Source organism: Paraburkholderia guartelaensis (genome assembly GCF_004353905.1).
Lineage (GTDB): Bacteria > Pseudomonadota > Gammaproteobacteria > Burkholderiales > Burkholderiaceae > Paraburkholderia > Paraburkholderia guartelaensis.
Window position 1 is genome coordinate 79,798 of record NZ_SMOD01000013.1, and the last position, 20,532, is coordinate 100,329.

The window sequence follows — 20,532 nt, forward strand, 5'->3', positions numbered from 1 at the left end:
CATCCGCGCATGCTATAATTTCAGGTTCCCAAAGTGCGTCATCGCAGCGATGCTGAATTGACCCGCCGGCAGTAGTCAGGGGCGGATCGAAGCGGCTGCCGCGTGCCCTCGCCGGGCCTGCCAGCAGGGCATGCGCGGCGCACTCAACTGTACCCAGGTTCCTATGTCCCGCGCTCTTCGCAACATTGCCATCATTGCCCACGTCGACCACGGCAAGACCACGCTCGTCGACCAACTGCTGCGCCAGTCCGGCACCTTCCGCGACAACCAGCAAGTCGCCGAACGCGTCATGGACTCGAACGACATCGAAAAAGAGCGCGGGATCACGATTCTCGCGAAGAACTGCGCGGTCGAGTACGAAGGCACCCACATCAACATCGTCGACACCCCGGGCCACGCCGACTTCGGCGGCGAAGTGGAGCGCGTGCTCTCGATGGTCGACTCGGTGCTGCTGCTCGTCGACGCCGTGGAAGGCCCGATGCCGCAAACGCGCTTCGTCACGAAGAAGGCGCTCGCGCTCGGCCTGAAGCCGATCGTCGTCGTCAACAAGATCGACCGTCCGGGCGCCCGTATCGACTGGGTGATCAACCAGACCTTCGATCTGTTCGACAAGCTCGGCGCGACCGAAGAGCAGCTCGACTTCCCGGTGGTGTACGCCTCGGGCCTGAACGGCTACGCGTCGCTCTCCGCCGACGCGCGCGAAGGCGACATGCGTCCCCTGTTCGAGGCGATCCTCGAACACGTGCCGGTGCGTGACGCCGATCCGGAAGGTCCGCTCCAGCTGCAGATCACGTCGCTCGACTACTCGACCTACGTCGGCCGTATCGGCGTGGGCCGTATCAAGCGCGGCCGCATCAAGCCGGGTCAACCGGTGGCGCTGCGCTTCGGTCCGGAAGGCGACGTGATGAACCGCAAGATCAACCAGGTGCTGTCGTTCAGCGGCCTCGAGCGCGTGCAGGTCGAATCGGCTGAAGCCGGCGACATCGTGCTGATCAACGGTATTGAAGACATCGGCATCGGCGCGACGATCTGCGCGGTCGACACGCCCGAAGCGCTGCCGATGATCACGGTGGACGAGCCCACTCTGACGATGAACTTCCTCGTGAACTCGTCGCCGCTCGCAGGCCGCGAAGGCAAGTTCGTGACGAGCCGCCAGATCCGCGACCGTCTCACGAAGGAACTGAACCACAACGTGGCGCTGCGCGTGAAGGACACCGGCGACGAAACCACGTTCGAAGTGTCGGGCCGTGGCGAACTGCACCTCACGATCCTGATCGAAAACATGCGCCGCGAGGGCTACGAGCTGGCCGTGTCGCGTCCGCGCGTGGTGCTGCACGAAGTCGACGGCGTGAAGCAGGAGCCGTACGAAATGCTGACCGTGGACGTCGAAGACGGCCACCAGGGCGGCGTGATGGAAGAACTGGGCCGCCGCAAGGGCGAAATGCTCGACATGGCTTCGGACGGCCGCGGCCGCACGCGTCTTGAGTACCGCATTCCCGCCCGTGGCCTGATCGGCTTCCAGGGCGAGTTCATGACGCTCACGCGCGGCACGGGTCTCATGAGCCACGTGTTCGACGCCTATGGCCCGATCAAGGAAGGCACACTCGGCGAGCGCCGCAACGGCGTGCTGATCTCGCAGGACGACGGCGCCGCTGTCGCCTACGCACTGTGGAAGCTGCAGGACCGCGGCCGCATGTTCGTGAAGCCGGGCGACGCGCTGTACGAAGGCATGATCATCGGCATTCACAGCCGCGACAACGACCTCGTCGTGAACCCGATCAAGGGCAAGCAGCTCACCAACGTGCGCGCCTCGGGCACCGACGAAGCCGTGCGCCTCGTGCCGCCGATCCAGATGTCGCTCGAATACGCAGTCGAATTCATCGACGACGACGAACTCGTGGAAGTCACGCCGCAGTCGATCCGTCTGCGCAAGCGTCATCTGAAGGAACACGAGCGTCGCCGCGCAAGCCGCGAAGCCGAGTAAAAGCAGTCTTATCGCTTTTTTTCCGCACTGCAATGCAAACAGAAATACAGAAAAGCCGCCGCTTTACGGGCGGCTTTTTTGCGTCTGGCGGGGATTGCATTGCGGTGCAGGAAGAGAGCGTTGCGAATGCCGCAAGGGCCCATGGAAAAAGGGTTCCCGCGTGGTGTTCGGTCGCATTGCATCCTGTGGCGAGATGCGCATATGCGCTATACTCCGCGGATGCATGATTTAGGTCCTTCCAAGCAGACTTGATTCGCAATCCGCTAAACGGTCAGGCCGTGGCGCGGAAGGTTGAGTAACCCGCTATTTCTCGAGAAACTCGAAGAAAGGTGAGCGTAAATGTCGGAAACGATGAAGCAGTTCCAGCTGAACTCCTATTTGTTCGGCGGCAATGCTCCGTATGTCGAAGAGCTATACGAAGCATATCTTGATAACCCTGCGTCCGTTCCGGACACCTGGCGTGAATACTTCGACGCACTGCAAAACGTGCCGTCGTCGAGTGGCACGGCAGACAACGACATCGCCCACGGGCCGATCGTCGAATCCTTCGCTCAACGCGCGAAGGCCAATGCATTTGTTCCGCGCGGCGGCGGCGAAGATCTCGCCACGGCACGCAAGCAAGTCTACGTTCAGTCCCTGATTGGCGCTTATCGATTCCTCGGCTCGCAATGGGCCAACCTCGATCCGCTCAAGCGACGCGAACGTCCGAACATCCCCGAACTCGAGCCTGCGTTCTACGACTTCACCGAAGCCGACATGGACCAGACGTTCAGCGCCACGAACCTGTACTTCGGTTTCGAGCGCGCGACGCTGCGCGAGATCGTCAAGGCACTGCGCGATACGTACTGCGGTACGATCGGCGCCGAGTACATGTACATCAGCGATCCTGAACAGAAGCGCTGGTGGAAGGAGCGTCTCGAGTCGATCCGCTCGACGCCCAACTTCTCGAACGACAAGAAGAAGCACATCCTGCAGCGCCTGACGGCCTCCGAAGGCCTCGAGCGCTTCCTGCACACCAAGTACGTCGGCCAGAAGCGCTTCTCGCTCGAAGGCGGCGAGTCCTTCATCGCCGCGATGGACGAAGTCGTTCGTCACGCGGGCGCGAAGGGCGTGCAGGAAATCGTCATCGGCATGGCTCACCGCGGCCGTCTGAACGTGCTGGTCAATACGCTCGGCAAGATGCCGGCTGACCTCTTCGCCGAATTCGAAGGCAAGCACGTCGACGACCTGCCGGCAGGCGACGTGAAGTACCACAAGGGCTTCTCGTCGGACGTCGCAACGGAAGGCGGTCCGGTCCACCTCTCGCTCGCGTTCAACCCATCGCACCTCGAAATCGTCAACCCGGTGGTCGAGGGTTCGGCGAAGGCCCGTATGGATCGCCGCGGCGATGCAGACGGCCTGCAGGTGCTGCCGGTGCAGATCCACGGCGACGCGGCCTTCGCAGGCCAGGGCGTCGTGATGGAAACGCTGAACCTCGCGCAAACGCGCGGCTACGGCACGCACGGCACGCTGCACATCGTCATCAACAACCAGATCGGCTTCACGACCTCGGACCCGCGCGACGCGCGTTCGACGCTCTACTGTACCGACGTGGTCAAGATGATCGAAGCGCCGGTGCTGCACGTGAACGGCGACGACCCGGAAGCGGTCGTGCTGGCGATCCAGCTCGCGGTCGATTTCCGCACGCAGTTCCACAAGGATGTCGTGGTCGACATCATCTGCTTCCGTAAGCTCGGCCACAACGAGCAGGACACCCCGGCGGTCACGCAGCCGCTGATGTACAAGACGATCGCGAAGCACCCGGGCACCCGTGCGCTGTACGCCGAGAAGCTCGTGCAGCAAGGCGTGATCACGGCCGAAGACGCAGACAACTACGTCAAGGCCTACCGCGCCGCGATGGACGAAGGCCACCACACGGTCGACCCCGTGCTCTCGAACTACAAGAGCAAGTACGCGGTGGACTGGGTGCCGTTCCTGAACCGCAAGTGGACCGACGCTGCCGACACGGCCGTGCCGCTCGCCGAACTCAAGCGTCTGGCTGAGCGCATCACCACGGTCCCCGAGAACTTCAAGGTTCACCCGCTGGTCGAGCGCGTCATCAACGACCGCCGCGCGATGGGCAAGGGCGAAGCGAAGCTCGACTGGGGTATGGGTGAGCACCTCGCGTTCGCGTCGCTGGTCGCTTCGGGCTACGCAGTTCGCCTGACGGGCCAGGACTCGGGCCGCGGCACGTTCACGCACCGCCACGCCGTTCTGCACGACCAGAACCGCGAGCGTTGGGACGACGGCACGTACGTGCCGCTGCAGAACATCGGCGAGAACCAGGCGCAGTTCACGGTGATCGACTCGGTGCTCTCGGAAGAGGCAGTGCTGGGCTTCGAATACGGCTACTCGACCGCCGAGCCGAACACGCTCGTCGCGTGGGAAGGCCAGTTCGGCGACTTCGTCAACGGTGCGCAGGTCGTGATCGACCAGTTCATCTCGTCGGGCGAAGTGAAGTGGGGCCGCGTTTCGGGTCTCACGATGCTGCTGCCGCACGGCTACGAAGGCCAGGGTCCGGAGCACTCGTCGGCGCGTATCGAGCGCTTCCTGCAGCTGTGCGCCGAGCACAACATGCAGGTCGTTCAGCCGACCACGCCGGCTCAGATCTTCCACGTGCTGCGCCGTCAGATGATCCGCCTGTTCCGCAAGCCGCTCATCATCTTCACGCCGAAGTCGCTGCTGCGTCACAAGGAAGCCGTGTCGGATCTGTCCGAACTCGCGAAGGGCACGTTCCAGCCGGTTATCGGCGAAGTGGACGAAGCCATCGACGCGAAGAAGGTCAAGCGCGTGGTCGCCTGCTCGGGCCGCGTGTACTTCGACCTCGTCGCGCATCGCCGCGAAGCGAAGGCGAACGACGTCGCGATCATCCGTATCGAACAGCTCTATCCGTTTGCTCACAAGCAATTCGAAGCTGAGCTCAAGAAGTACGACAACGCGACCGAAGTGGTCTGGGTGCAGGACGAGCCGCAGAATCAAGGCCCGTGGTTCTACATCGAGCACCACCTGAAGGAAGGCATGAAGGAAGGCATGAAGCTCGCGTACAGCGGCCGTCCTGCTTCCGCATCGCCGGCTGTTGGCTACTACGCGAAGCACTACGAGCAGCAGAAGGCGCTGATCGAAGGTGCATTCGGCCGCCTGAAGGGCGCGCAGGTCGCGAAGTAAGCACTAGAGCAAATCGAACCGGGAAGGCGCGCTGAACTACGCGCGCTTTCCCGCGCTCACGTGCGCGACCCGGTTCGTACCCAGATACGTATTCAGGAAAATCACATGGCTATCGTAGAAGTCAAAGTCCCGCAGTTTTCGGAGTCGGTGTCGGAAGGCACGATGCTGCAGTGGAAGAAGAAGCCGGGCGAAGCTATCGCCCAGGACGAAGTTGTCATCGAGATCGAAACCGATAAGGTCGTGCTCGAAGTGCCCGCGCCGGCTGCCGGCGTGCTGGCCGAGATCATCGTGGGCGACGGCGCAACCGTCACGAGCGAACAAGTGATCGCAAAGATCGACACGGAAGCCAAGGCTGGCGCCGTTGCGGCTCCCGCAGCCGCTGCCGCTCCGGCTGCTGCCGCTGCTCCCGCAGCTGCACCGGCTGCTGCCGCCGCCGCAACGACGGCAAGCAGCACGATTGCCTCGCCCGCAGCTACGAAGCTGATGGCAGAGAAGGGTCTCGCAGGCGGCGACGTCGCCGGCACGGGCCGCGACGGCCGCATCACGAAGCAGGACGTGCTCGGCGCCGGCGCACCGAAGGCCGCTCCGGCTGCCGCACCGGCCGCGAAGACGGCTGCCGCCAAGCCGTCGCTGCCGCAAGTCAGCGCACCGGCATCGGCTGCGAACTGGCTCAACGACCGTCCGGAACAGCGCGTGCCGATGTCGCGTCTGCGTGCGCGTATCGCCGAGCGTCTGCTCGAGTCGCAGCAAACCAACGCCATCCTCACGACGTTCAACGAAGTGAACATGGCGCCGGTCATGGATCTGCGCAACAAGTACAAGGACAAGTTCGAGAAGGAACACGGCGTGAAGCTCGGCTTCATGTCGTTCTTCGTGAAGGCCGCGGTTCACGCCCTCAAGAAGTTCCCGCTCGTCAACGCGTCGATCGACGGCAACGACATCGTCTACCACGGCTACTTCGACATCGGTATCGCTGTCGGCTCGCCGCGCGGTCTGGTGGTGCCCATCCTGCGTAACGCAGACCAGATGAGCCTCGCCGACATCGAGAAGAAGATCGCCGAATTCGGCCAGAAGGCCAAGGACGGCAAGCTTTCGATCGAAGAAATGACGGGTGGTACGTTCTCGATCTCGAACGGCGGTGTGTTCGGCTCGATGCTCTCGACCCCGATCATCAACCCGCCGCAGTCGGCGATCCTCGGCGTGCACGCCACGAAGGAGCGCGCTGTGGTGGAGAACGGCCAGATCGTGATCCGCCCGATGAACTACCTCGCGATGTCGTACGACCACCGCATCATCGACGGCCGCGAAGCCGTCCTGTCGCTGGTCGCGATGAAGGATGCGCTGGAAGATCCGGCTCGTCTGCTGCTCGACCTGTAATTGCATGACGCGCGACGGCTGCGTGCGGCTTGAAACCCGGTGCCGCCGTCGCGATATACGTAGCAAGTCTCTCGCATTTCCGCAGTACTGAAGCCACGCGCGCCGCGAAACGCGGCCGCGCTGGCTCGCCATCCAAAGGATAGTCATGTCCAAAGAATTTGACGTCGTCGTGATCGGCGCCGGCCCCGGCGGCTATATCGCGGCGATCCGCGCCGCGCAGCTCGGCAAGTCGGTTGCGTGTATCGAAAAGTGGAAGAACCCGGCCGGTGCGCTGAAGCTCGGCGGCACCTGCCTGAACGTCGGCTGCATTCCGTCGAAGGCGCTGCTCGCCTCGTCGGAAGAGTTCGAAAACGCCCAGCATCACCTCGTCGACCACGGCATCAGCGTGGGCGACGTGAAGATCGACGTCGCGAAGATGATCGCCCGCAAGGAAGGCATCGTCGAGAAGATGACGAAGGGTATCGAGTTCCTGTTCCGCAAGAACAAGATCACGTGGCTCAAGGGCCACGGCAAGTTCACCGGCAAGAACGAAGCCGGCGTGCAGATCGAAGTGAGCGGCGAGGGCGAAACCGAAGTCGTCACGGCGAAGAACGTGATCATCGCGACGGGCTCGAAGGCACGCCATCTGCCGGGCATTCCGGTCGACAACAAGATCATCTCCGACAACGAAGGCGCGCTCACGTTCGACAGCGTGCCGAAGAAGCTCGCTGTGATCGGCGCAGGCGTGATCGGTCTGGAGCTCGGCTCGGTGTGGCGCCGTCTCGGTGCCGACGTCACGATCCTCGAAGCGCTGCCGGAATTCCTCGGCGCGACTGACCAGGCGCTCGCGAAGGAAGCAGCGAAGCTCTTCAAGAAGCAGGGTCTCGACATTCACGTTGGCGTGAAGGTCGGCGAAGTGACGACGACCGACAAGAGCGTCACGATCAACTACACGGACAAGGATGGCAACGCGCAGAAGCTCGAAGCCGACCGCCTGATCGTGTCGGTTGGCCGTGTGCCGAACACCGACAACCTCGGTCTCGAAGCGATCGGCCTGAAGGCCAACGAACGCGGCTTCATCGACGTGAACGACCACTGCGCAACGTCGGTGCCGAACGTGTACGCGATCGGCGACGTGGTGCGTGGCCCGATGCTCGCGCACAAGGCCGAAGACGAAGGCGTGCTGGTGGCCGAAATCATTGACGGCCAGAAGCCGCACATCGACTACAACTGCATTCCGTGGGTTATCTACACCGAGCCGGAAATCGCATGGGTCGGCAAGACGGAGCAGCAGCTCAAGGCAGAAGGCCGCGACATCAAGACGGGCCAGTTCCCGTTCATGGCGAACGGCCGCGCGCTCGGCATCAACAAGGCCGACGGCTTTGTGAAGATGATCGCCGACGCCAAGACCGACGAACTGCTCGGCGTGCACATCATCTCGGCCAACGCATCGGACCTGATCGCGGAAGCCGTGGTGGCGATGGAATTCAAGGCCGCCGCCGAAGATATCGGCCGCATCTGCCATCCGCACCCGTCGCTGTCTGAAGTCATGCGCGAAGCTGCACTCGCCACTGACAAGCGCGCGCTCAACATGTAAGCGCCAAGGGCCGAGCGGCCGACTTTTTTGGCCGCTCAGCCCCGCAGTACCCAGCATCACGTACGGAGGCGGGTGGGCTTTTGCTCTCCCGCCTTTCCTCATTTGCGGCCCAGAAAATGAACGTCACCGAATACTACGAAAACGAACTGCAGAAGCGGGGTTACAAGCCCGATACGGCGCAACGCGCCGCGATCGACCGGCTGCAGCGGTGCTACGACGAGTGGGTCGCGTACAAGTCGCGGCGCTCGAACGCGCTCAAGAAGTTTCTCATTCACCCCGACCTGCCGCGCGGCGTGTACATGTGGGGTGGTGTCGGGCGCGGCAAGAGCTTCCTGATGGACAGCTTCTATGCTGTCGTACCGCTGCAGCGCAAGACGCGTCTGCACTTTCACGAATTCATGCGCGAGGTGCACCGCGAGCTCGAAGAGCTCAAGGGCACGGCGGATCCGCTCGACGAACTCGCGCGCCGCATTGCGAAGCGTTATCGCTTGATCTGCTTCGACGAATTCCACGTCTCGGACATCGCCGACGCGATGATCCTCTACCGTCTGCTCGACCGTCTCTTCGAGAACGGCGTGCAGTTCGTGATGACGTCCAACTACGATCCCGATCTGCTCTATCCCGACGGTCTGCATCGCGACCGCATGCTGCCTGCGATCGAGCTGATCAAGAGCAAACTCGACGTGCTCAACGTCGATGCGGGTGTCGACTATCGCCAGCGCACGCTTGCGCAGGTCGAGGTCTACCACACGCCGCTTGGCGCAGCCGCCGACAAGGCGTTGCGCCACTCGTTCGCGGAGCTTGCCGCCGTTCCCGACGAAAGCCCGCTGCTGCGCATCGAAAAGCGCGAACTGAAGGCACTGCGCAAGGCCGACGGCGTGGTGTGGTTCGATTTCGCGACGCTGTGCGGCGGTCCGCGCTCGCAGAACGACTATCTGGAGCTGGCGAGCCGCTTTCACGCCGTGATCCTCTCCGGCGTGCCGCAGATGACGCCTCGTATGCAGTCCGAAGCACGCCGCTTCACCTGGCTCATCGACGTGTTCTACGACCACAAGGTCAAGCTGCTGATGTCGGCCGCGGTGCCGCCCGAAGAACTCTATGTGGAAGGCCCGATGGCCAACGAGTTCACGCGCACGGTGTCGCGTATCGTCGAGATGCAGTCGAAGGAATATCTCGAAACGCCGCGCCGCATCGTCGATACGGCTCTGACTTGATCATATGGCGCTCGCATCGCGAGTGCGGGCCTGGGGCGCCAAGCGGGGCGTCAACCCAGTCTCAAAATAGCGCGACGACGCCTTTTTCAGGATTCGGACTCGTCTGATATGGGCGGCGGGGGCGAGTGGATATCGTTTGTCAGTACAGCTTCTGACAAAGGACCCTCCATGACCCCGCATCGCGATATTACCGACGAAGAATGGCAGCGCGTGATGCTGCTCCTGCCCGAACTGCGCCCGCGCACCGAGTTGCGCGGCCGGCCGCTCGCCAATACGCGCTCGGTGCTCAACGGCGTGCTGTGGGTCATGTATAGCGGAGCGAACTGGTCGGCCATGCCGCGCCGCTACCCTTCGTATCAAACGTGCCATCGGCGCTTCAAGACCTGGCACTACAACGGCGCGCTCAAGCGCGTGATGGGCGAGTTGTTCGGCGAAGCGGGCGTGCGGTTGTGCGACTCCATCGAATCGCGCATGCGCAGGCACGTAAGTCGTGCAGAAAAAGCGGCGCGCAGGCAGGAAACGGCGCGCAACACGGGGCGCAATTCGCCGTTCGTACCGGTGGCGCCCGCATCCGCGCCGTCGCAGCCTTTCAACTATCGCTCCGTGTATCGTCACACGGCGTAATCGCGCTTGCGAAGTCCGGCCGAAGCGGCTCATGCGTCCGCGTCGGCCGGTGTCGTCTCTCAGGCTCCCTTGCCGGTTTGCGCACCGGTCCTCAGGTCGATCCGCTCACACGTCCACTTACTGCTGACGCACCCACGTCTGCGAGCGGCCCAGCAGCGAAATGCCCATATAGCCGCGCACGACGAGTTTCTGGCCGCCGTCTTCCGTATGCATCTTGCAGCGGTACACCTTGCCGTTCTCGGGGTCGAGAATGTGGCCGCCGTCATAACCGTCGCCGGTTTTCTTCATGCTGTCGATGATCGTCATGCCGAGGATCGGCTGGTCCTTGCGTGAGTCGGTGCAGGCCGAGCAGCGCCGGTCGGGCTGGTCATTCGCGCCGAGTCCCTTGATGACCTTACCGCTCAGGTCGCCGTTCGCATCGGCGCTGATCTGCACGAGCGCCTTCGGCTGGCCGGTGTGGTCGTCGATGGTTTGCCAGACGCCGACTGGCGTTTCGGTTTGAGCGTGCGCCGCGAGGGCGCCGCACAGCAGTGCACTCGCAAGCGCGACATGGCGCGCCGCGCGTCCCATGACTCGGTTCATGTGTTCCTCCACTGATGTTGTTTGTCGTGTCGATGCTGACCGTGCGTCGCGCCTGGCACGCCGCAAGGTCAGGGCAGGATACTGGAAAGCACCGCGCGCGTTTGAGAGAAGGAACTCTAGTTTGATCGGGCCTCCTCGCCGCGCTGAACCAAAACGGCTGGCGATGCAAGGACACCGCGCAATTGCGAGGAATTTTTTGCCAAGTGTTGTGGGAAAAGATACGTAATCGGCAAATTTTCTACGAGGGGCCCGCAACACGTGAAAGTGAGTAATAATTGTGCCGATTTGTAAAAATTAGAACTGTTCAAAGCAGGTACTACATGGACTACAAGTGGAGAGTTCGTCGCACCGCCTTGGCGGCGCTGGTATTAATCGGGGGAATCGGTACGGGCTGCGCACAGACGCCGCCTGACAATTCAGCAGCAGCGAATGCAGCAGCGGCGCCCGTAGCACAGACCACCGCCGCACCCGCAGTGCAGGACGAGCAGGCCGCAACCCCTGCGTTGCCTTTGGCAGCGAGCCAGCCGAGCGTACTCACGCCGGATGAAGCGAAGCAGAACGCCGCAGGCAACGTCGCCGAGCTGCAGCAGATGCTGCGAGGCTCGGATCTCGCCGAGCTGCGCACAACCTACAACGGCTCGTATGGCGCGAGCCTGCTGTTCTACGGCAAGGAAATGACGTACTACGTCACGCTGTTCCAGAACAAGACGTTCTGGCGCGTGATCAAGACGAGTGACGAGACGCGTGCCGAGGCCATCTATCGCGACTTCGCAATGAAGTCGGGACAGCTCGCCGAAGTGGAAATCCGCCGCACGCGCCTCGAAGCGCAGAAGGCGTTCACGGATCGCATGATCGCGCTCACGCAGGACCATGCGAACCGGCTCCAGGCGGACCTGGCCGTCGCACGTGAGCAGCAGGCGCTCGTTGCGGACCAGCAGAAGCAGGGCCGCGATCAGGCGAACGCATTGCAGGCGCAGAAGACGGCTGCCCAGGCGCAACTGCGCACGGTTCAGCGTCAGGTGCGCGAACTGCAGCAACAAGTCGAAGGCGGTCTGCCGATCCGCTAATCGCCGGCACGCCGTGTGGCCAGAACGTTCACCCGGCGTCTGGCCGTGCGACCCGTTTTGCCACGGGTTGTGCAACGGGTTTTGCAGAACACGCAGAAGCGGCACGCAAAAGGCGGAACGTCATGGACGCTCCGCCTTTCTTCATGGCGCGATCGTTCCGCGCTCAGTGCTTGCCGTGGCGATGCGTGTCGCGGCCCTTGTGGGTTTCATCTGCGGAATGGTGCTTCGGTTGAGAGCCGGTGGGCGAGGGGGGCACGGCGATCGGGTCGCTCGCGGGGAAGGTTTCGTCGAGCGCTTCGTCGAGCGGATCTTCCTGCGAGGGTTGCGGGGCTTTCGGCTTGGATGCGCTCATGGCGGTCTCCGTGGCGATATGCATCACGCTCAGAATAACGCAAAGCCAGAATCATGACTGCGAGCCACGGCTGACTGACCGCCTCGGAAGACCGTGGAACGAAACTCAACGCGACTGTAAAAACGCGCGCGCAAACGAGCGGGCGCGCCAAGGCGCGCCCGTACTAATTGCTTAAGATCGGCGTGACTGGCTTACCGTGCAGCGAGTGTGCCAGCCAACAGCGGCTTAGCTGTTGCCCGAGCCGTCGCCGCCGTTGCCGCCGTTGTTCACCGCGCCGTAGAGGCGACGGCGACGCGTCACGACGACTGGGCCGTCCTGGGCGCCACGGTCGTTGCCGGGGGCGCTCGATGCGCCCGAGGGCGCGCCGGACGGCGCCGACCAGCTCTCGCGCGGCTCACGCGGTTCACGCGGTTCTCGTTGCTCACGCGGGCCATGACCGCCGTGACTGCCGTGCGGGCCACGGCTCGTATGCTCGCCGTGCGAGCTGCGAGCACCGCCCGGGCGCGGACCCGGACGCGTGCCGGTGTCGAGCTGGATGGTCGAAATGGCGCGCTTGTAGATGCCTTGCAGGCCGACGGGCGTGCGCAGCATCACCAGGTACTGATCGAACGACTCGATGCATCCGGTCAGGCGAATGCCGTTGACCAGATAGATTTCGACGCGCTTTCTTTCCTTACGCGCGGCGTTCATGAAGTCGTTTTGCGGGTGCGATTCTGCGGAAGGCATGGACTAGATTTGACCAGGCGGCGCAATGCCGCAATCAGTTGGAAACGTTTGCTCGCCGCGATTCTACCTTGTGTCGGCGAAGCGCGCGTGCGGGGAAGTAAGCTTACTGCAGAACTATACCGGCTCGCGGCCGCAACCGCAGATTGACGAAAAATGCATCGCTGCGTCCCTTGTCGTCGGCTGCCGGGAGGCGGGCGCGTCCGGAGGACAGGTTGTGACGGGCAGCGACAGCGGTATTCGGAAAACGGCCTGCTGACGATACGCCTGCGAGTGCTCAGACCCGTGACCTTTCGACGCGCATGCGCTCACACATAGCGTAGTCCATGACGGCGGGCCATGCTCGACCGATTCGAGGCCGCGTAAGGCCTGCACCGAGCCGAATCGCCGGCTTACACGATGTATTTCGATCCGCTTGCGACGATTCTCGCGGCGCCCGCGGCCTTCGTTCCGTGCGGCGGCGTACGAAAGGCGAAATCGCCGCCTGCGCGGAATAAGCGCCCCGGTTACAACGTTTTACGCGATATCGGTGACGAACCTCAATGGAGGTGATCATGGAGCGGTTTCGCAAAGTTCTCGCGTGTCTCGTTTGTGTGGCGTTGGCCGGCGTTGCGGGTGCAGGCCTCACGGCTTGCAGCGACATGAATACAGGCGGGGCTTCGTCGACCAGTTCGGGCGGTTCGTCGGGCGGCGGCTACTAAGCGGCGTGCGGCGTGTTGCGTCATCCGTCGCCGGAGTTCGAAGCGCAGGTCGTGGCGCAGCTCGGGCCTATGCGCCGCTATGCGCGCGCCTTGACCGGCGATGCCGCCTGGGCTGACGATCTCGTGCAGGACGCCGCGGAGCGTGCGCTCTCGCGCTGGGCTTCGTTTCGTCCGCAGAGCAATCTGCGTGCGTGGCTGCTCACGATCCTGCGCCATCTCTACATCGATCAGTTGCGGGGCCGGCGCGAGATCGCGGTCGACGACGAAGCCGCGCCGTGGCGCACGCTCGAAGCGCCGCAGGGCGACGTGGATGGGCTCGTGTTGCGCGATCTGCAGCGCGCGCTCTATGCGTTGCCAGCGGCGCAGCGCGAGGTGCTGCTGCTCGTGTGCGTGGAGGAGTTGAGCTACAGCGAGGCGTCGGCGGTGCTCGGAGTGCCGGCTGGCACGGTGATGTCGCGCCTCTCGCGGGCGCGCGAGCATCTGCGAGCGTTGCTCGACACGGGGCCGGTGCAGGATCCGGGGCGCGATCCAGCGCAACGCACTGCGCCGCTCAGGGTGGTAGGGACGATACGATGAACGACAACGATCTCGGCCACGAACGCGAAGGCGAAGACGCGCCGCCTGCTTCCCATGAGGAGGATCTTGCGATGCTGGGCGCTTTCGTCGACGGCGAATTGCCTGCGGGCGAATGCGAGGCGCTGGAGGCGCACCTCGCGGACGATCCGCGCGCGGCGGCGCGCGTCGCGGCGTATCGCGCGCAGAAGGCCGCGCTACGGGCGTTGTGCGAAGGCGCGCGCGTGCCGGGCGAGGGGGCAGCACCGGGCGCCGTCGAAGCAGCAGGCGCCGCGCCCGCCGTGCTCGTCCTGCGTCCGGGCGCGCCGTGGTGGTGGCGTGCGGGCATCGCGGCGGCGTGGGTGGCCGTGGGTGCAGGGCTCGCGGTGGCAGCTACGGCGCTCGTGCCGCGGCTCGCGCCACGCCTCGCCCCAGAACTGACGGTCGGTTCGGCGCCGGCGGCCGGGCGCGGTGAAACGCCCGAAGCGTTCGCGCGCCGTGCCGACATCGCCTACGCGGTGTATTCGCCGGAACAGCGGCATCCTGTGGAAGTGGGCGCGGCCGACGAGGCGCATCTCGTCGCGTGGCTCTCCAAGCGGCTGGGCAAGCCGCTCTCCGTGCCGTCGCTTGCCGAGTACGGCTATACGCTCGTGGGCGGGCGTCTCTTGCCCGGCAACACGGGGCCGGCCGCGCAATTCATGTATGAGAACGATGCGGGCGAGCGCCTCACGCTCTACGTGGGCAGTTCGGCCAGGGATAGGGACCCCGTGCGCCTCTTGCGCGACGGCAACCGCCGCACGTTCTACTGGAGCACTGAGCGCACGGGCTACGCGCTCTCCGGTCCGCAGACCGAACCGAAACTGCGCGAGATCGCGCTCGACGTATGCGGCGCGCTGGGCGGCAAGCCTGGGCAGTGGTGATGCGCGACGCCAGCAGAGCGTACCCATGAGCGACGCCGCACGCCCTGCCAGGCCCACCTTGCCTCCCGGCATCGACGAGGCCCGTTTCGCGCGTGCGCTCGCCGCGTTCGAAGGCATCGTGGGCGCGCCGAACGTCTGCCGTGGCGGCGCATCGCTCGATCCGTATTTCGATCCGTTCGTGCCGCTTGCGGATGCGCATGCTTTCGCGCCTTCGGCGGCGATCCTCCCGGCGAGTGTCGAAGAGATCCGCGCGATCCTGCGCGTCGCGAACGAAACGCGCGTGCCGCTCTGGACCGTTTCGACGGGACGCAATTTCGCCTACGGCGGCGCCGCGCCGCGTCTGGCAGGCTCGGTCGTGCTCGACCTGCAGCGCCTGAACCGCATCCTCGAGGTGGACGAGCGCCTCGCATGGGCGCGCGTCGAGCCAGGCGTGAGCTACTTCGATTTGCACGCGCATCTGCGCGAGCAGCATCTGCGCCTCTGGGTCGATCCACCCGCGGCGGGCTGGGGCAGCGTGGTCGGTAATACGCTCGAGCGCGGCTTCGGTACGACCGCCTACGGCGATCATGCCGCGTCGCAGTGCGGCATGGAGGTCGTGCTCGCGAACGGCGACGTGCTGCGCACCGGCATGGGCGCGATCGAAAACGGCACGGCGTGGCAACTCTACCGGCCAGGCTACGGGCCTTCGTTCGATGCGCTCTTTACACAGTCGAACTACGGCGTCGTCACGAAGATGGGACTTTGGCTCATGCCCGCGCCGCAGGCGTTCGTGATCGGCGAGATCCAGTTCGCGCGCGAGGACGACCTCGGCGTGCTCGTCGATACGCTTCGAGCGCTGCAGCTCGGCGGCACGATACGCCAGCACGCGGCGATCGAAGGTGCGATCCGCCGCGCCGCGAGCCTCGCGCCGCGCGCTCGCTGGTACGAAGGCGAGGGCGCAATGCCCGAGGCCGCCGTCGCCGCGATGCAGCGCGATCTGGGCGTGGGCCGCTGGAATTTGCACTACGCGCTCTACGGCGCGCCAGAGGTGATCGACTTGGAGCGGCAAATCGTCGAGCGTGCGTTTGCCGGTGTGCCGGGTGTGCGCTTCTCGGCGCGACGCTATGCCGAAGGCGACGAACCGCAGGGCGGCGCTGACCGCAATCTCGCCGGCATTCCGGCGATGAGCGCGTTTCGCATGCTCGACTGGCGCGGCGGCGACGGCGCGCATGTGGACTTCTCGCCGCTTTGTCCCGCCGACGGCCGCGACGCGCTGCGCCAGTACGCGCTCGTCAAGGCGCGCGCGGCCGAGTACGGTTTCGATTACTACGGCGGTTTCACCGCGGCGGGGCGCTATCTGCATCACGTATTCGCGGCGATTTTCGCGCGTGAGCGCCGCGACGATGCAGCGCGCGCGGGGGACTTGCTACGCGCGCTGATGAGCGATGCGGGCGCGGCCGGCTACGGCGTCTACCGCTCGCATCTGCTCTACATGGATTACGCGGCGGCGCAATACGCGTTCAACGACGGCGCGCTGTTGCGTCTCGCGCAAACCGTGAAAGACGCACTCGATCCGCAGGGCGTGCTCTCTCCGGGCAAGCAGGGCATCTGGCCCGAGGCGTGGCGTTCGGAGCGCGGCTATACATGATCGATTCGTGATCGATTGACTTAAGGCGGCGTAGCGATCGCAGCAAAGCGTACGGAGGACTCGATGGACAGGCGGGCTTTTCTCTGGGATGCCGGTGCCGTGGTGCTAGGCGTGGCATGGCAGGCGCATGCGCCCGGCATTGCGTTTGGCGAACGGGCGCCTCATGCGAGTGCAGCGTTGAAGGCGCGCGGCGCCGCGGTTTACGACCCGGCGCTCGCACAGGGCCGCGTGCTCGCGCGTGCAGCAGCGAGCGCGGGATGCGTTGCGTGGGCGCTCGGTGATGGTGATGCCGACATGCCCGATAACGACATCGGCACCCTGTGGCACGCGCGGATCGCGCGGCGTCTCGAGCCCGGCGCGGCCTTGATTGGCGCGTTGCGTCCCTCGGACCGTTTCGTGCTCACGCGGCTCGCCAGCGCGCGCGGGGTGACGCTGCACGACTTCGCTTAGGCAACCTTAGCAATATCGCATCGACATCTCACGTCTGTCACTTCTTCGCCGCTTTTGCGATTTCTTCGTCGCGCAGCTGGCGGCGCAGGATCTTGCCGATGGTCGATTGCGGCAGCGACTCACGGAACTCCACGATGCGCGGCACCTTGTAGCCCGTGAGCTGCTGGCGGCAGAACTGGATCAGCGCGGCTTCCGTGAGCGCGGGATCGCGCTTCACGATGAATACCTTCACGCGCTCGCCCTGCACCGGATCGGGCACGCCGATCGCCGCCACCTCGCGCACGCCGGGGTGCATCGCCACCACGTCCTCGATCTCGTTCGGATACACGTTGAATCCCGACACGAGAATCATGTCCTTCTTGCGATCGACGAGGCGGATATACCCGCGCGCATCCATCACGCCGATGTCGCCGGTCGTGAGCCATCCATCGGCAAACACCTTTGCCGTTTCGTCCGGGCGCCTCCAGTAGCCCTTCATCACTTGCGGGCCCTTGACACAGAGTTCGCCGGCTTCGCCGATGCCGGCCCACGTGCCGTCGTCCTTGCGAAAGCGCACCTGCGTGGAAGGCGCGGGCAGCCCGATCGAGCCTTCCGGATGCGCCTGGCCCGCGTCCGCGCGCGCGAGATCGACCGGATTCATCGAAACGATCGGCGAGCATTCGGTGAGGCCGTAGCCTTCCACGATGGGCTTGCCCGTTACGGCCCGGAACCGGTCGGCGATGGCCTTCTGCATGGCCATGCCGCCCGCCATCGCGAGCTTGAGGCCCGAGAAGTCACGCTGGCGAAACGCCGCGTTATCGAGCAACGCGCTATAGAGCGTGTTGACCGCGCTCATGCAACTGAACGTCTCGTGTTGCAGCACCTTCATCACACGTTTGATGTCGCGCGGATTGGCGATCAGGATGTTGCGTCCGCCGAGCGCAAGGAAGATCAGCGCATTGATGGTGAGCGAATAGATGTGATAGAGCGGCAAGGGCGTGAGCACCGTCTCGGCCCGGCCGTCGAGCTGGTTGCCGACCCAGGCTTTCGCTTGATGCACGTTCGCGAGCACATTGCCGTGAGTGAGCATCGCGCCCTTCGCGACACCCGTGGTGCCGCCCGTGTACTGGAGGAACGCGAGATCATCAGCGTGGGTCGCGACCGGCGCGTGCGGGGCGCGCGCGCCTTGTGCGAGTGCATCGAGAAGGCGCACCGCCTGCGGGAGGTGGTAGGGCGGCACCATCTTCTTCACGTGGCGCAGCATGAGGTTGATGAAGCGGCCCTTGAGGTTCAGTCCTTCGCCCAGCAAATCGCCGAGCGCCGTCACGACGATGCGTTGCACCTGCGTGCCGGGCAGCGCCGCTTCGAGCGTGGCCGCGAAATTCTCGAATACGACGATGGTCTGTGCGCCGCTGTCCTGCAACTGATGCGCAAGCTCGCGCACGGTATAGAGCGGGTTGACGTTGACGACCACGGCACCGGCCTTGAGCGTGCCGAAGAGGGCAACCGGATACTGCAGAGTGTTGGGCAGCATGATCGCGACGCGCTCGCCTGGCTGCACGCCCGCGCCTTGCAGCCAGGACGCGAACGCCGTGGCCTTGCGGGCGAGTGCGGCGTAGGTCATGGGTGAGCCGGCGCTCACGTAGGCGACGCGCTCGCCAAAGCGCGCCGTGCAGTCGTCGAAGAAATGGGTAAGCGACGCGTACTGGCTGGCTTCGATTTCGTGCGGCACGCCGGGAGGGTACGAGGCGTACCAGATGCCGTCGGTGTTCGGTGGGGCTGCCTGAGGTGGGGCCGCCTCAGGTGGAACCGCCTGAGGTGCGGAAGCTGCCACGGGACTCGCCGGATCAGGCTGGGGCGTTTCGCTCATAGTGGGTCTCCGGACGGTAGGGCAACCGATTGCAAACGCGTGTGCGCTTTCATCATGCAACGCCGCGCGCCGTGGAGCCAGGAGGTCTTACCCGGTGTACGGGCGCGGGCGCTCGACCATCGTCAAAACCAGCAAAAAGGCCGTGCGGGCGAACCCGGCACGGCCTTTTATTGTGTTGCTGCGGCGCGGCGTTACGGGGCCGCCGCGTGCGGCACGTCAGACGCCCGACACCTCTTTCGCGGTCTGCGTCATGTCGATGCCTCGACGTTCGCGGCTGAACGGGATCAGCACAGCGATCACGATGGCGACCGTGCCGGCGACGATCGCCATGGCCATCGAGTAGTCCTGGTTGTGCGTTTCGGCAAGCGACGCCTGCAGCGTGGCGTTCACCGAAGCGAACAGGTTACCGAGCTGATAAACGAGGCCCGGGAAAGTCGCACGCACTTCGTCAGGCGAAATCTCGTTGAGGTGAACCGGGATCACGCCCCAGGCGCCCTGCACCGAAATCTGCATGAGGAACGCGCCGAGCGCGAGCAGCACCGGCCCTTGCGAGAATGCCCACAGCGGCAGCACGGGCAGCGCGATCAGCGCGGCGATGAAGATTGCCTTGCGACGGCCGATACTTTCTGAAACCCGACCGAAGAAGAGGCCACCCACGATCGCGCCGATATTAAGCACGATGGTGATGATCGAAACCGTGTGCGGGTCGAAGTGATGCTGTTCGCGCAGGAAGGTCGGATAGAGATCCTGCGTGCCGTGCGAAAAGAAGTTGAACGCCGTCATCAGCACGATGGCGTACAGGGAAAGCTTCCAGTTGTGCTTGAGCGTGGTGAGCAGGCTCGGACGCGGACGCTTTTCCATCTCCTTGAAGGCCGGCGACTCAGGCACGTGCATACGCACATAGACCACGAGCAGCGCGGGCAGCACGCCGACGAAGAACATGCCGCGCCAGCCGATGTACTGATACAGCACGCCGAACACGATCGAGGCGAGCAGGAAGCCGCTCGGATAGCCCGCCTGCAGCAGCCCGGAAACGATGCCGCGCGACTTGGGCGGAATGGTTTCCATCGTGAGCGCGGAGCCCACGCCCCATTCGCCGCCCATCGCCACGCCGAAGAGCGCACGCAGGACGATGAAGGTTGCGAGGTTGGGCGAGAAGCCCGTGAGCAGTTCGAGTATCGAGTAGCACGCGATGTTGACCATCAGCGTGGGTCGGCGGCCGTATTTGTCGGCGAGTCGGCCGAATATCAGCGCGCCGAGCGGGCGCATGGCGAGTGTCAGCGTAATGGCAAAAGCCACTGCCGGGATTTTGGTGTTGAATTCGGTGGCGATGTCTTTCAGAACGAAAACCATCAGAAAGAAATCGAATGCATCGAGCGTCCATCCCAGGTACGCCGCGATCGTGACGTTCTTCTGTTCACGCGTCCAGCTCATGTTGATTGTTCTCCTGTGAAACTGGGTCAATGCCATGTCTCCTGTCAATCGCATTGGGCGCTTGTGTGCCCCGCGCGATCGCATGCATGTGTCGGCATTGCCTTGTGTGGCTTGGTTGTGTGACTTCGAGCGGCCCCCCCGCAATGGGCCACGCGCCAGCAGTGTACGCCCGGCATTAAACATTTGCATGCATCACGACTGGAACCCGTAGTAATCCCTGGGGAATTAAGCTATAGGCGAAAGCTTTTTGTTTTATTCGTAATTTAAATGTAATTAAAATGAAGGTCACTCAATGG

17 protein-coding genes are annotated in these 20,532 nt (G+C 64.1%); 12 read left to right on the forward strand and 5 right to left on the reverse strand.

Features of this window, described 5'->3' with window-relative positions; all coding sequences use genetic code 11:
• Window positions 1-163: 163 nt before the first annotated feature.
• From typA to E1N52_RS18535, 6 genes are all read left to right on the forward strand, one after another.
• Window positions 164-1,984 (forward strand): translational GTPase TypA, encoded by a 1,821-nt coding sequence (typA, locus tag E1N52_RS18510; protein ID WP_133184203.1) that lies wholly within the window; start codon window positions 164-166, stop codon window positions 1,982-1,984.
• A 339-nt stretch (window positions 1,985-2,323) separates the two neighbouring features.
• The gene (locus E1N52_RS18515; protein WP_133184204.1) at window positions 2,324-5,188 is read left to right on the forward strand and encodes a 2-oxoglutarate dehydrogenase E1 component; all 2,865 of its coding nucleotides are present in this window, start codon (window positions 2,324-2,326) and stop codon (window positions 5,186-5,188) included.
• A 105-nt stretch (window positions 5,189-5,293) separates the two neighbouring features.
• The gene (odhB, locus tag E1N52_RS18520; protein WP_133184205.1) at window positions 5,294-6,565 is read left to right on the forward strand and encodes a 2-oxoglutarate dehydrogenase complex dihydrolipoyllysine-residue succinyltransferase; all 1,272 of its coding nucleotides are present in this window, start codon (window positions 5,294-5,296) and stop codon (window positions 6,563-6,565) included.
• A gap of 145 nt (window positions 6,566-6,710) precedes the next feature.
• Window positions 6,711-8,141 carry a dihydrolipoyl dehydrogenase gene (gene lpdA, locus E1N52_RS18525; RefSeq protein WP_133184206.1) on the forward strand — a complete coding sequence of 477 codons (1,431 nt, stop codon included), beginning with the start codon at window positions 6,711-6,713 and terminating at the stop codon, window positions 8,139-8,141.
• 116 nt (window positions 8,142-8,257) lie between these two features.
• Complete coding sequence (gene zapE, locus E1N52_RS18530; protein ID WP_133184207.1) at window positions 8,258-9,355, forward strand: cell division protein ZapE; 1,098 nt, start codon at window positions 8,258-8,260, stop codon at window positions 9,353-9,355.
• Between the two features lie 168 nt (window positions 9,356-9,523).
• The gene (locus E1N52_RS18535) at window positions 9,524-9,979 is read left to right on the forward strand and encodes a transposase (RefSeq protein ID WP_165979413.1); all 456 of its coding nucleotides are present in this window, start codon (window positions 9,524-9,526) and stop codon (window positions 9,977-9,979) included.
• A gap of 117 nt (window positions 9,980-10,096) precedes the next feature.
• Here the strand turns inward: E1N52_RS18535 and E1N52_RS18540 are convergent, their stop codons facing one another.
• Window positions 10,097-10,561, reverse strand: a complete 465-nt coding sequence (locus E1N52_RS18540) for a DUF2147 domain-containing protein (protein ID WP_133184209.1) — start codon at window positions 10,559-10,561, stop codon at window positions 10,097-10,099.
• Window positions 10,562-10,881: 320 nt separating this feature from the next.
• On the opposite strand from E1N52_RS18540, the gene E1N52_RS18545 reads away from it, so the two are divergent.
• The gene (locus E1N52_RS18545; RefSeq protein ID WP_133184210.1) at window positions 10,882-11,628 is read left to right on the forward strand and encodes a DUF2968 domain-containing protein; all 747 of its coding nucleotides are present in this window, start codon (window positions 10,882-10,884) and stop codon (window positions 11,626-11,628) included.
• Window positions 11,629-11,791: 163 nt separating this feature from the next.
• On the opposite strand, the gene E1N52_RS18550 is transcribed toward E1N52_RS18545, so the two are convergent.
• Window positions 11,792-11,980, reverse strand: coding sequence for a hypothetical protein (locus tag E1N52_RS18550; RefSeq protein WP_133184211.1), 189 nt, complete (start codon window positions 11,978-11,980; stop codon window positions 11,792-11,794).
• 225 nt (window positions 11,981-12,205) lie between these two features.
• The gene (hfq, locus tag E1N52_RS18555) at window positions 12,206-12,706 is read right to left on the reverse strand and encodes an RNA chaperone Hfq (RefSeq protein WP_133184212.1); all 501 of its coding nucleotides are present in this window, start codon (window positions 12,704-12,706) and stop codon (window positions 12,206-12,208) included.
• Between the two features lie 551 nt (window positions 12,707-13,257).
• Here hfq and E1N52_RS44120 point away from each other — a divergent pair.
• The 5 genes from E1N52_RS44120 (at window position 13,258) to E1N52_RS18575 (ending at window position 16,953) form a co-directional block, all read left to right on the forward strand.
• Entirely contained in the window at window positions 13,258-13,404 is a 147-nt protein-coding gene (locus E1N52_RS44120; RefSeq protein WP_165979414.1) for a hypothetical protein, read from the forward strand.
• Window positions 13,405-13,416: 12 nt separating this feature from the next.
• On the forward strand, window positions 13,417-13,980 hold the full coding sequence (locus E1N52_RS18560; protein WP_425468085.1) for a sigma-70 family RNA polymerase sigma factor: 564 nt from the start codon (window positions 13,417-13,419) through the stop codon (window positions 13,978-13,980).
• Between the two features lie 71 nt (window positions 13,981-14,051).
• Window positions 14,052-14,876: an anti-sigma factor family protein gene (locus E1N52_RS18565; protein WP_246089131.1), complete on the forward strand. Its 825-nt coding sequence runs from the start codon at window positions 14,052-14,054 to the stop codon at window positions 14,874-14,876.
• 25 nt (window positions 14,877-14,901) lie between these two features.
• The gene (locus E1N52_RS18570; RefSeq protein ID WP_133184214.1) at window positions 14,902-16,503 is read left to right on the forward strand and encodes an FAD-binding oxidoreductase; all 1,602 of its coding nucleotides are present in this window, start codon (window positions 14,902-14,904) and stop codon (window positions 16,501-16,503) included.
• A 63-nt stretch (window positions 16,504-16,566) separates the two neighbouring features.
• Window positions 16,567-16,953 carry a hypothetical protein gene (locus tag E1N52_RS18575; protein WP_133184215.1) on the forward strand — a complete coding sequence of 129 codons (387 nt, stop codon included), beginning with the start codon at window positions 16,567-16,569 and terminating at the stop codon, window positions 16,951-16,953.
• 37 nt (window positions 16,954-16,990) lie between these two features.
• Here the strand turns inward: E1N52_RS18575 and E1N52_RS18580 are convergent, their stop codons facing one another.
• A complete protein-coding gene (locus E1N52_RS18580; protein ID WP_133184216.1) occupies window positions 16,991-18,802 on the reverse strand; it encodes an AMP-binding protein in 1,812 nt (603 codons plus the stop codon).
• 216 nt (window positions 18,803-19,018) lie between these two features.
• On the reverse strand, window positions 19,019-20,236 hold the full coding sequence (locus E1N52_RS18585; RefSeq protein WP_133184217.1) for an MFS transporter: 1,218 nt from the start codon (window positions 20,234-20,236) through the stop codon (window positions 19,019-19,021).
• Window positions 20,237-20,532: the final 296 nt, after the last annotated feature.